Origin of the sequence: Fibrella rubiginis (assembly GCF_017353185.1) — a bacterium.
Taxonomy (GTDB): Bacteria; Bacteroidota; Bacteroidia; order Cytophagales; family Spirosomataceae; genus Fibrella; species Fibrella rubiginis.
On the sequence record NZ_JAFMYV010000001.1, the window covers coordinates 490,378 to 502,941 of the forward strand.

The 12,564-nt window shown below is 50.3% G+C and carries 7 protein-coding genes; 5 read left to right on the plus strand and 2 right to left on the minus strand.

The window, feature by feature from the left end:
- The first annotated feature begins 93 nt into the window (after positions 1–93).
- Complete coding sequence (locus J2I47_RS01935; protein WP_207362858.1) at positions 94–3,783, plus strand: metallophosphoesterase; 3,690 nt, start codon at positions 94–96, stop codon at positions 3,781–3,783.
- 430 nt (positions 3,784–4,213) lie between these two features.
- Here J2I47_RS01935 and J2I47_RS01940 read toward each other — a convergent pair whose 3' ends face one another.
- Both J2I47_RS01940 and J2I47_RS01945 read right to left on the minus strand, forming a co-directional pair.
- The gene (locus tag J2I47_RS01940; protein ID WP_207362859.1) at positions 4,214–5,752 is read right to left on the minus strand and encodes a tetratricopeptide repeat protein; all 1,539 of its coding nucleotides are present in this window, start codon (positions 5,750–5,752) and stop codon (positions 4,214–4,216) included.
- A 1-nt stretch (position 5,753) separates the two neighbouring features.
- Positions 5,754–7,652: a tetratricopeptide repeat protein gene (locus tag J2I47_RS01945; protein WP_207362860.1), complete on the minus strand. Its 1,899-nt coding sequence runs from the start codon at positions 7,650–7,652 to the stop codon at positions 5,754–5,756.
- A gap of 451 nt (positions 7,653–8,103) precedes the next feature.
- On the opposite strand from J2I47_RS01945, the gene J2I47_RS01950 reads away from it, so the two are divergent.
- The 4 genes from J2I47_RS01950 (at position 8,104) to J2I47_RS01965 (ending at position 12,465) form a co-directional block, all read left to right on the plus strand.
- Positions 8,104–9,207, plus strand: a complete 1,104-nt coding sequence (locus J2I47_RS01950) for a mandelate racemase/muconate lactonizing enzyme family protein (RefSeq protein ID WP_207362861.1) — start codon at positions 8,104–8,106, stop codon at positions 9,205–9,207.
- 95 nt (positions 9,208–9,302) lie between these two features.
- Positions 9,303–9,866 (plus strand): GNAT family N-acetyltransferase, encoded by a 564-nt coding sequence (locus tag J2I47_RS01955; protein ID WP_207362862.1) that lies wholly within the window; start codon positions 9,303–9,305, stop codon positions 9,864–9,866.
- Positions 9,867–9,897: 31 nt separating this feature from the next.
- Entirely contained in the window at positions 9,898–11,187 is a 1,290-nt protein-coding gene (locus J2I47_RS01960; protein WP_207362863.1) for a serine hydrolase domain-containing protein, read from the plus strand.
- A gap of 24 nt (positions 11,188–11,211) precedes the next feature.
- A complete protein-coding gene (locus J2I47_RS01965) occupies positions 11,212–12,465 on the plus strand; it encodes a dicarboxylate/amino acid:cation symporter (RefSeq protein WP_207362864.1) in 1,254 nt (417 codons plus the stop codon).
- Positions 12,466–12,564 lie beyond the last annotated feature (99 nt).

A 12,564-nucleotide genomic window follows, 5' to 3' on the forward strand; every position in this document is an offset into this window, starting at 1 on the left:
GCGCTGTTAACCTCACCTATATCGCTACGATACATAGATAAGTCGGCTATTGAGTCGGGCAATACCATATTTCCCCTCATAAACAATTTATCTATGAAACCTTCCTTACTCCTTATAGGGGCCCTCTGGCTTATCAGCACAAGCACTTTTGCCCAAAGCACACAGACCCTGATCCAGTCGGGAGCTGCCTGGAAGTACTATGACACTGGTGCCGCGCCCGCGTCGCCAGCCTGGAAAGGGGGAAGTACCTTCGACGAGGCAGCCTGGAAAGAAGGTATCTCTCAACTGGGCTACGGTAACGATGGCGAACGTACACTGGTCAGTTACGGACCTGATCCCCTGAAGAAGTACATCACCACCTACTTTCGTAAAACAGTCAGTGTCCCCAACGTGTCGGGTACGTTTACCATGACCTATAAGCGCGACGATGGCATTGTTATCTACATCAACGGCACCGAACTCAAACGCGAATACATGCCTGCCGGAGACATCTCGTATTCGACCCTGGCGTCGCTGATACCCGAGTCGGAAGAGCCCCTGTGGAAAACCGTAGCGGTACCGCTTTCGATGCTGCGAGCGGGTGATAATGTGATTGCCGCCGAAGTGCACCAGGTTTCATCCACCAGTTCCGACATACGCTTTGACCTGGAATTGCGCAGGCAAACACAGGAGGTTATGATTCGGGATTTTACCTCTCCAGCACAGAGTACCAGCCTGGTGCTGGGACCCTATCTACAGCGCTACTCCGATGATCCAACGCTGGTTATTCTATCTGGCAAGCGAAGTATGACTATCCGGTGGAGCACCAATGCTCCGGTTAATGGGAGGGTACTTTACAAAACCGCTACGGGCAGTCAGATGGCTACTCCCTATAAGGCACCAAAAGCCTATGACCAGTATCAAAATCTACTACCTGGATCTACGCAGGCTACTCTTTATGATTACAGCGTGACACTGAACAATCTTGAACCCGGCACGCCCTATTCATACACCATTGAAAGCGGTGATCTGAGTCGGGGTGATGCGACATATTACTTTAAAACGGCCCCGGATCCAATTGCAGGTTATAGTAAGAAGACACGCATGTGGGTTTTGGGTGATTTTGGTAAGGGCGGTACTGCTCAGAAAAATGTGAGAGATGGATTCAACAAGTACATTCAGGACAATGCAGCTAACGAAGCCGATAAGTACATTGATCTGTGGCTGTGGTTAGGCGACAATGCGTATGGGTGGGGATTGACGGAGCAATATCAAGAAAAGGTATTCGATGTATACGACGGACGGAACGATGCGGCTCAACGGATTATGAGACAAACGCCCATTTTTGCTACGCCCGGCAACCACGATTATCATGATGGTGGCATTACCTCCGACTGGCAAACGGTCACCCAACAGCACCGTAAAGATCACAGTTCAAATCATTATTACGATGTCGTAAACAATCTGACCGCCGGGGATGCAGCGGGCGTACACTCCGGGAAAGAGGAATACTACTCGTTCGATCATAACAACATTCATTTTGTCAGTCTGGACAGCTATGGGTATCAAATGAATGAGGATAGTGTGTTCAAGTCGAACGGGGTGCAGTTAGCCTGGTTAAAGACTGATTTAGAAAAGGTCAAGAAGGACTCGCGCATCAAGTGGACCATCGTTTTTTTACATCATCCACCGTATTCAGTGGGCGAACACAATTCGGACGATGAAACCAATAATCCAGAGATGGCAGCCGTTCGCAAAAAACTGCTGCCCATTCTGGAAACATACGGGGTAGATCTGGTATTGACCGGTCATAGCCATACGTATCAGCGTTCGTGGCCAATCAGAGGTCACCAGGGCCTGTCGACCACTTTCAATCGATCTACAATGGCAGCCCCGCTCGCCAAACTCAGTCTTGGCTCTAATGAAGCGGGATTGTATGAGTGTTCTGATTTATCCCTTATTTACGCTAAACCCTACAGTGGATCTAACTACATCGTTCACGTGGTCAATGGGTCAGGAGGTAGTGCCGACGCAGGGACCAGCACTCATCCGGCGATGCAGAACTCGAAGTATGTTGCGGGTTCCATGTATATAGAAGTTGAAGGAAACCGACTCGATGCCCGGTTCATTGACGGAGATGGACTGGTACGGGATCAGTTTAAGATCGTGAAAGACGACAATGTCTTTACCATTCCTCTGACCGACGGAACCACGCGCCAGCCTGATTGCGAATGTACCGATGCCGCAGGCTTCACGCACTACGTACAACGTACCCCGGCAGGGAGTACCAATCTGTTATTGTCGATCCGGAAAAATGGAAAGAACATCGGCACGGTAGGCGATGGTACGTTCAATCTCCAGTTAAAAGGCACACCAGGTGTTAGCACAATCAGTGCTAATTACCCGACCAATTATGTCAGATCCACCATTCCATCACAACTATCCGGAGTCTGGACAACCATGAATCGGTTTTGGGCGCTCACGCCTACTGTTGAACTGAGCGGAACTAGTCAGGTGACCGTACGGCACTATTACAAAGAAGTTGATAAGGTATCGCTCATGAGAAATGGGGTTGGTCCGGCGATTGCTTACAGGATCACGAATGACAACACAGCGTATACCCCTGACCCGGCAACTGGCCATGCCTCCATCCCCAAAGCAACAGCTTACAACAAAAGTGGCGCCTGGCTATATGATTATGGTACTATGCAGGATGGAGGGTTGGGGTCCTGGTATGCGAAGTATGGCACTGAAGTCCCAAACCTGGCTTATTGGTTTGCAAAATGGGATCAGGAACGGCCTGCGTCTTCTATCGAAACCTGGAATAGCCGGTATATCGGTAAGGGTAATTACCAGAGTGAAATTGTTGTTGGGCGGCTTAGAGGAGGCGGGGGACTTGGCGGTTACAACGGGAGTGCCAATCCTACGGGTACGCAGGCATTGCTGACAACGGGTAGTTACTGGACCTACCTTGCTAAAGGGCGTGCCCCCGGCAATAACTGGAACGGAACGAACCCCGCAACCCCATTTGATGACGCCGAATGGTCGAAAGACCCTGATAACGGACCGGTACCTGCATCTCCTTTCGGCTACTCGCCCAATTATGAAGATGGAGAACGTACCCGTGTGCCAGCCTGCGGGCAGGAACCCTGTACAGTCAAGTGGTGGACGACCTATTTCAGGGCGAGGATTTTGTTAAATGATGTGCCCTCCTACTACAATTTCACTCACTATATTATCAATTACAAGCGCGACGACGGCATTGTCATCTACATTAACGGTAAAGAGGTAAAACGCGATAACATGCCTCTTGGAACAATTAACTACGATACCCCCGCTTCGGGCCCGGTGGCTAATGAATCAGAATGGCAAACAATTGTCATTCCAAACGATGGACAGTATTTTAAACCAGGTCAGTATAACCTTATTGCGGCAGAGGTTCATCAAACGGCCGATCAAAATGGACAGGCTACCAGTTCAGACATGCACTTCGATCTTGAAGTGTTTCGAACCGCTGATGTCGTGTCATCTTCAGCACGGTTGGCCACCGAACGGGTATCTCGACCTGAAGAATACAAGGTGGAGGCCTTCCCAAACCCCACCAGCGACGGCAGCGTATCGTTCTCGCCTGCTCTGCCCTACCAGTCATACATGCTGACCGACATTCAGGGCCGGATAGTGACACAGGCTACGTCGTCAGGTACGTTAGAGAAACTTGATCTGTCTGGCCTACAACCCGGTTTGTATATTCTGGTCAGCCAAGGAGAGTACGGCATCAGAACGTTTAAGCTGGTCAGGAACTAGCCCTGATCGTATCGTTTACTACCCCGTCGTGAGGGCCAGTAAGGTCTTTGCGACGGGTTTTGCTTTTGTCTACTTGAGCAATACTGAATACGCCTGCCAGCAACGTACCTAGACCACAGACGTTATCTCTGATGAACGGTGGCCGTTTCGTTGCCTTTGGTAGGTTGGACGAAGATTGGCTCATCACTTAACTTAGCGGAGAGTCGTTTTTTTTCGTTTTCACTTTTCACTACCCAGAGCTTCTAAATCACCGGCTATAATCGAAACTATATCGTTTCCTAACCCCCGCGACTCTGTTATCCGGCTTGCTTGACCGCACCCGCTCAGCATAGTGAAGTGAGGTAATTCAATTCGTATGCCAACAACCCTTGTGGGCATTGGATCAACCTAAATAAGCACAAAATTATGCCCTCAAATATGGGTTAACAGGTTAACTTCTCAATGCTGTGGGGCCGGTTGTAGGACCGGCCGAAACACTTAAGCTGGGCGTAGAAGTAGCGGTTTCCAGTTTCGCCTTTTCCAGTTCAATGCTTCCTACCTTTAATTTAGTCAGCTCAGGTAGTATCAAGCCCGCAATGATGAAGAAAATGGATATAAATGTGATTGACATATAAGTGCCTTCTGATAAGGTAATTTGCTGGTTTTGATCTATCCGTTCAATCCAGTCGCTATTGATCGGTAACTTCGGCTCTACTTTCTGCTGCCATTCTCTTATTAAACTATCACGGCTTGGATACTGTATTTTAACAAGATTGGCTACATTGTCAGTCAAGCTATTTTTATGAGCAGAATCCAGTTTTAATAACGCACCGTCGATTAAAACCTGATTAGGCTTTATGGTATAGTATGACTTGGGCCAAAACATAGTGCCCATAACAAATAAATACTGAGCAAACAAGAACACGGCTAGAGTAATGGTCGCCACGGTGTATCCAGCAACCCGACTTGGTTGTATGTTAGTGAATTGATTTCGCTCTTTCAGAAATTTATCCAACCGCCTAATCGATTGTTGAGCTTCAAAGTAATTTCGGGAATATTCCTTGATTTGGCTGAAGTTATTCTTTGCGTTATCCACCTCCTCTTCTATTGAACTCATTAATAAGTTTTTTGGTCCTTTAACTAATCTCTGTAAAATAGCTCCCGGTTTCACCTGAGTTTGGCAAAGCTTTACCCGGCAGTACCCGATAAAATAGTTAATGGTATCGCGTTCATCAGGCGTAATTCGTCTCGAATAGTCGCTGTTTTTTTGTCCTGTTGATATCTTTTCAAAAGAACTAATCGCATGGCTAAATCGCTGGCATGCATGGTCATATTCTTCTTTTTTGTAGGCCTCGTCACCAAGCCAGGTAAATAGCTTACCCATCCAGATCAGCATATCTACATGATTCGGGGCGATTTGTTTCACCCTCTTTAATTCTTGTTCTGCATCCGCAAACCGTTCCAGATTGATGAGCACCTCGGCTAAACTACATCGGGCGTTAAGGTCGTTGGGGTCCAGACGGATGGCGTGTTTAAAAGCGACGTGAGCTTCCGACCAATTCGCCAATTTTTGTTTAGCTATTCCTAAACCAACGCGGGCATCAAAGAAGTCTGGATTTAAAATCAATGCCTTATTGAACGAAGCGACCGCGTCATCATACCGAGCCATCATAAGCTGAAACTCGGCCAGAAAGCGATAATCGACATCATTCCAAAGGGGCTCAGGCTTTTCCTTAACAACATTGATACCCAATTGGGCATAGGTCGAGAGAGCACTTTCTGTGCTGATTAGGTTCGTTTGTGCTTCGCTATATTCCAGCTTCTTCTGGTACAATTGGCAGAGCAGCAGAATGAATGTTAGGTTTTTATCTTCTTGCCGGAAAGCCGCCTTGAGGTGGGTTTCTGAAAGGATAAAATCATATTCAACGGAAAATAAAACACTTCCGAGATAGGCCCGGAAAATGCTCGGCAAGTAATTAGAATAGATCATTTTAAGTAAGGTTTAGTGTGTGCTCGTTGTAACTTTGGGCTACCCTTCCCCACTCATCGCGGGCTTCCCCATATCGGCCCTGCTTTTCTAAAATAAAGGACATGTTATGGCGTGCTAAAACGTGCTTACCGTCCTTATTGATTGCCATCCGGTAACATTCTTTGGCTTCTTCCAACTCACCGGAATCTAAGTACACGTTTCCCTTTAGGTAAAATACCTCAGCCATTCGTTCCTCTTCCTTGTCAGCAACGGGCGCTGTTTTTACGTATTTATCCATCGCTTTTTCGCAAACTTCCAAGGCATCTTTTGTTTTCTTCTGACCCGACAGCAGACTCACTAAAGCTTCAATAACCTGGTAGCTGGTGGAGTCGAGCCGGAAAGCCGCCCGATAATGGTCTTCAGCTTTCGGAAACATCCGTTTGTCAGTGTTAAGATGCCCCAGCCAGATGTGAGCCAGGACCTGATGGTTACCCAATACGGCCAGCGCTTTTTTCAAATAGTTCTCCGACTGTTCATACTGGTATTGACAGGAGAGAGCAATGCCTACATAAACAAGTGAATACGGATCTGGAGCCGATTTATTGTTTTTTAAGTAAACCTTATAGGTAGTCACGGCTTTTTCCCATATATGCCTGTCATACATGGCATCAGCAATTTTTCGGGTATTCTCCGAAGCAGGAGCCGCATCAATCGTTTTCTGCCAATAATTCCATACATCAGTTACGTCTTCGTTCAGGTCCAGCAATAGCTGTCCTGCTTTATACTCAAGATCGGCCAGTTCTTGTTTTCTTTTTGTAAGATCATCAGTCAGCTGGGAGACATTAGCCTCACTGGATTTATCGACAGACTCTTTTATTGTCGGGCCAGTATCATCAGCCTGTTTTATTCTCTCTTCAAGATCAGTAGTTTGTTGCTGTGTGGTGATAATCTGCTGCGTTGTGTAATGGAGAGAAGTACGTAAATTCTCCCGTTCTTTATCGTACTTTTTTACTTCATGATATGCTTTTGCCAGAGGCACATAAATGGACTGCTGATCGGGTTTGATGCGTTTGGCGTTTTCGTAAGCTTCAATGGCTTTTTCATACTGCTTAAGCCTTGCCTGATTATCGCCGATTAGTAAATCCCTGTTCAGGGGCAGAACAAGGTCGGGTTTTGCCTGAAGCGTATCTATAACGTACTGTTGATAGTGTTCCTGCTCGGTTTTGCCCTGCATACCGCCAATCTTTTGAAGAATTTCATAGGCCAGTTTGGGGGACGGATTTTTTGACAGACTGATTTTATATTTTTCAAATGCTTCTGCGTCCTGCACTTTTATGTAAAGCGCATGGCCCCAGCCAGCATATGCTTCTGCATAATCCGGCTCTTTTTCAATTGCTTTGACAAAGGAAACTATGGCTAGGTCCGGCTTCTTCCGCTCTAAACACAACCTGCCCATATAGTTCGCCAACCAGGCAACCGAGTTGATGCCTTCAATTGCTGGGGGTATGGATGACTGAGCGTATATTTTTTCGAGTTCAGTTATATAATCCGCCACCTTAGCCCTATCGACACTTAGTTCAATGGCCTTGATGAGTTCATCCACACTAGTCTTAAAAATAGCTTCCTCGATGTTTCGTTTGAACACCTCGGCTTCCTCATCTCTACCCAATTGGCGCAGGCAGCCACCAATAGAGGCCAGAATCAGTTGATTATCGGGCAGTTCAAGATTAGCGTCTTCAAATATTTTCTTAGCCTCTTCATACTTTTCTTCCAAAAAATAAGCGTTTCCCCAGCCTAACCAGGCATTCTGGTTTTTGGGGTCCTGTGCAATCAACTCCGAATAGAGCCGCCGGGCTTCTGCATAATTTTTGTCCACAATAAATTGGGCGCCTTGAGCCAATAGCGCTGTTACAGTATCCATAGACAGTAATTTATATGAAGTAATACAGATGTTTGCTAAAAAATAAAGAATTAATTTACAGGCTAGGAATTATTTCTAGTTTCCGGCGTACTTCTCGCATCTTGACGCACCATTTGCTGGAATTACAACTCATATGATCTGGTGGGCAAGGACCTTCAGTCCACTTTTAATCTGGTTAAATACCAGTTTGGTGCTACCTGCCATGTCCGCGCACTGAACAGCACTGACTATCTCTATCAGGAGCTGTTGACCAATCTGCCCAAGATAGATTATAAGGAGTGGCTATTGCTCTAATGTCACACGAATCCGGCCGATAAGTTGGGGTCGATGAAGGCCTAGCGGGCCGTTTTCGATTGCATGATGTCCAAAGCCTCAGGTGATTTTGTAGCTTAATTAGACCTAGTTCAAGACCCTTACCAGACGGTTCGTAGTTCATGCGTATTTTGCGGCTATGAAAATTACCGGCGTAACGCTCTACCAATATAACATTTCGCTGAAGGCACCCATCACCATTTCGCTCGGTACCATCGACGCGGCGCGGAACATGCTCGTGCAGATCGACACCGACGAAGGACTGACGGGCTGGGGCGAAGGGTCGCCGTTTTGGATGATCGTGGGCGAAACGCAGGCGTCGGGGCTGGCGGCGGCGCAGGACATGGCACGGCTGCTCTTGAATCGTGATCCGCTTGATATTGAGGGGTGTATGGCCACGCTGCTGCGGTATCTGCCCGGCCACCCCACCACCCGCTCGGCGTTTGATATGGCCCTCTATGACCTCGCCGCCAAACGGGCCAACATGCCGCTGTATCAGTACCTCGGCGGCAGCAACCGCACCCTCGTCACCGACGAAACGATCTACCTCAACGACCCCGAACGCATGGCCGACGATGCCCGCCGCATTGAAGCCAACGGGGCCGAAGCCATCAAAATCAAAGTAGGCACCACCGCCCAGGCCGACCTTGATAGGCTGGCGATGATCCGGCAGGCCATCCGCTACGAAACGCCCATCCGCCTCGACGCCAATCAGGGCTGGGACGTGCCCACTGCCCGCACCGTGCTCGGGGCCATCGGCGACTGGAACGTGCAGTATTGCGAACAGCCCCTGCGCCGTACCGACATTGCCGGTTTGCGCAGCCTGCGGCAATCCGTCAACGTACCCATCATGGCCGACGAATCGCTGTTCGACGCGACCGATGCCCTGCGGCTGGTGCGCGAAGACGCCGTGGATTACTTCAACATCAAGCTCTCGAAAAGTGGAGGTATTTTGGAAGCGCTGAAGATCAACGCCATTGCCGAGGCGGCGGGTATGGCCTGTATGCTGGGCTGCATGTCGGAGTCGCGGCTGGCCTTAACGGCCAATGCCCATTTCGCGTCGGCGAAACAAAATGTACGTTTCTTGGACCTGGACGCCTGTTTTGAACACGCCGAAGACCCCGTGCTGGGTGGCATCGTTTATGACGGCTACCTCATCACCCTGCCTGACACCCCCGGTATTGGTGCCGAGATTGACCCGGCGTTTTTGGCGGGGTGTGAGAAAAAAAAGTTTCAAGTCTAAAGTCCAAGGTTTAAAGTTGCTTCGCGTATTATTTACAGAGCGCGAACAACTTTAAACCTTGGACTTTAGACTTGAAACGTCAAACTCACCCGCCCATGCCCGTAACTATTACCACGACCCAAACTGACGACGACCTGCGCGGGCTGCTGGCGCTGCAACGGCGTAATCAGGTCAAAAATGTACCGCTGGCAGTGCAGCAGGAGCAGGGGTTTGTCACGCTGTTGTACACGTTTGAGCAGATCAAACGGATGCACGAGGCAGCGCCGAGCGTCATTGCCAAAGACGGCGACGAGGTGGTGGGCTACGCCATTACGACCCTGCCCGCCGTTCGCGCCCATATTCCTGAACTGGAGAGTCTGTTTCAACTCATCGACACGATTGATTACCAGGGCAAGCCGCTGGGCGAATACCCGTACTATGTGGTGGGGCAGGTGTGCGTAGGGGAGGGGTACCGGGGACAGGGTATTTTCGACGCGATGTATGCCCACCATAAAAGCCTGTTTCAGGATCGGTATCGCCTGTTTATCACCGATATTTCGTCCCGCAACACGCGGTCTATGCGGGCACACGAACGGGTAGGCTTCCGGGCGGTACACACCTTTCATGAACCCGCCGCCGATGAATCCTGGACCGTGGTGGTCTGGGACTGGCAGGCGTAGATTTTGGCCGACGATTCCTTTTTTACCCACTATGCACAAAACCCTCTGCCTCTGTTTACTATCGTCGTCGCTGCTGGCTCAACCCGGACCTTCGCCAGCCACAAGCGGCAAACCACAGCAGTTCTATTCTACATCGTCGGTGGCGAAACAGGGGTTTTCGGCGCAGCGGCTGCAACGGCTCGACAGTCTCTTGCAGGGGTTTGTCGACAAAGGTATTGCGCCGAACGCGGTGGCACTCGTGGCGCGCAACGGCGTGATTGTGCATCATAAAGCCTACGGATACAGCAACGTAGCCAAGCGCATTCCATCTCGTACCACCGATATTTACCGGATCGCCTCGCAGTCAAAAGCCATTACCACCGCCACGTTGCTGACCCTGCTGGAAGAACAGAAATTCCTGCTCGACGACCCCATTGCCAAGTACATTCCGGCGTTCAAAAGCCCTACGGTGCTGGTCAGCTACGACAAAAACGACCCCGCCAAAGGTTCTTACGAAACCCGCCCGGCCAAAACAGGCATTACCATCCGCGAACTATTGGCCCACAATGCCGGGATCCCCTACGAACACCCGCTGGATCAACGACCCGAATTTAAAGTGCCGTTTTTTGCGTCGCTGGAGGCGGACAGGCTCGAAGACGTAGTAAACAAACTAGCCAAACGGCCCCTGCTGAAAGATCCCGGCGACGGATTTGTCTACGGCCTCAACACCGACATCATTGGGCGGCTGGTGGAAATCCTTTCCGGCGACCCCCTCGACGTAGCCATGCGCAAGCGGGTGCTTGAGCCGCTCGGCATGAAAGATACCCACTTCTACCTGCCCGCCAACAAAGCCGCCCGGCTGGTGGAACTGTACTCGAAAGAGGCCGATGGTCCGCTGACGGTGCATACCAACGACGTGTATCGGAAGTTCGCGGTGTCGGGTGGGAAAACGTACTTTTCGGGTGGGGCGGGGCTAGTAAGTACGGTTGAGGATTACGCCAAATTTTGCCAGATGCTGCTCAACGGCGGCGAGTTCAACGGCAGGCATATTCTGGGGCGCAAAACCGTAGAGATGATGGTGCGCAACCAGATTGGCGAAGGCACCGTGTGGGACCGGCAGGACAAATTTGGCCTTGGTCTACAACTCATTACGGCTAATAGCCACTATGGCGATCAGGCCTCGCCGGGGTCATATACCTGGGGCGGCATGTACTGCTCGGAATACACCGTTGACCCTACTGAAAACGTAATTATGCTCGTTTTCACCAACGTACACCCCTACGCCCATTACAGCGAATTCGTTCGCAAATTCCGCATGGCGGTGTATCAGGCCATGGAGTAAAGGGCCGGTGCTATATTTACCCGCATGAAACTCACCATTACTACCAAAATCGTTATCGGCTTTGTGCTGGGCGTACTCATTGGGCAGGTGCTCAACAGCACGTTTTCGCCCGAAGAAGCCACCGCCTACGGGGCCAAGCTGCAACTGTTCAGCAAGGTCTTCCTGAAACTCATCAAGATGATCATCGGGCCGCTGGTGTTCTCTACGCTGGTGGTGGGCATTGCCAAACTCGGTGATTTTAAAGTCGTGGGCCGTATCGGCATCAAAACGCTGGGCTATTTCTACTTCGCCACTATCCTGTCACTCATTATTGGGCTGGTGGTGGTTAATATTACCAAGCCGGGCAGCATCCAAAGCTGGCCCCGTCCGGCGGCGGGTACGTCGCTCGGCATTGAGGGGAAGAAGCTTAATTCGCTCGAAGATTTCATTCTGCACATTTTCCCCGATTCGGCGTTCCGGGCACTGGCCGAGAACGAAATCCTCCAGATCGTGGTGTTTTCGCTATTTTTTGGTGTGGCGCTCGGTGCCATCGGTGATAAGGGTAAGTCGATTTTGAAAGCACTGGACGCGCTGAGCGAACTGGTTTTCAAAATGGTGGGCTACGTCATGCAACTGGCACCGTTTGCCGTGTTGGGCGCCATGGCGGCGGTGGTAGCCAGCAAGGGGCTGAGCATTCTGGTGTCGTATGCCTACCTGCTGCTGTGCTTCTACGGCGGGCTGATCTTCTTCATTTTTGTAGTGCTGCTGGCCATTTGTACGGTCATGGGCATTCCGTTTTTCCGGTTGCTGAAAGCCATGAAAGACGCGCTGTTGCTGTCGTTCAGTACGGCCTCGTCAGAGGCCTCGTTGCCGCAGCAGATCAAGATTCTGGAGAATTTCGGTATCTCCAACCGCATCATCGGGTTTGTCTTACCGCTGGGCTATTCGTTCAACCTCGACGGGTCGATGATGTACATGACCTTCGCCACGGGGTTCATTGCCCAGGCTTACGGCGTGCCGCTGACGTTGCAACAGCAAATTTTTATGCTGCTCACGCTCATGATTACCTCCAAAGGCATTGCCGGCGTACCGCGGGCCTCGCTTGTGGTCATTGCCGGCACGCTCTCGCAGTTCAACCTGCCCGTGGAAGGCTTGGCCCTGATCCTGGGTATCGACCCTTTCCTCGACATGGGCCGCTCGGCCACGTCGGTGATGGGTAACGCCGTCGCTACCAGCGTAGTAGCCAAGTGGGAAGGCGAACTTGACCTCAACCACGTACCCGTGCTGGACGAAGCGTAAGTCGTACCGCAGCAGCGACTGCTAAGCCAGCAAAATGGGTTGTACCCCCTATTTCGGGGTATTCTAACCCTAGCGGATCGGCTACAGGGTAGGGCGTCG

Coding starts and splice junctions, on each gene's coding strand:
- J2I47_RS01955 (WP_207362862.1), top strand. CDS start 9,303: ATGCCCGTAACTATTACCACGACCCAAACTGACGACGACCTGCGCGGG.
- J2I47_RS01945 (WP_207362860.1), bottom strand. CDS start 7,652: ATGGATACTGTAACAGCGCTATTGGCTCAAGGCGCCCAATTTATTGTG.
- J2I47_RS01960 (WP_207362863.1), top strand. CDS start 9,898: ATGCACAAAACCCTCTGCCTCTGTTTACTATCGTCGTCGCTGCTGGCT.
- J2I47_RS01965 (WP_207362864.1), top strand. CDS start 11,212: ATGAAACTCACCATTACTACCAAAATCGTTATCGGCTTTGTGCTGGGC.
- J2I47_RS01950 (WP_207362861.1), top strand. CDS start 8,104: ATGAAAATTACCGGCGTAACGCTCTACCAATATAACATTTCGCTGAAG.
- J2I47_RS01940 (WP_207362859.1), bottom strand. CDS start 5,752: ATGATCTATTCTAATTACTTGCCGAGCATTTTCCGGGCCTATCTCGGA.
- J2I47_RS01935 (WP_207362858.1), top strand. CDS start 94: ATGAAACCTTCCTTACTCCTTATAGGGGCCCTCTGGCTTATCAGCACA.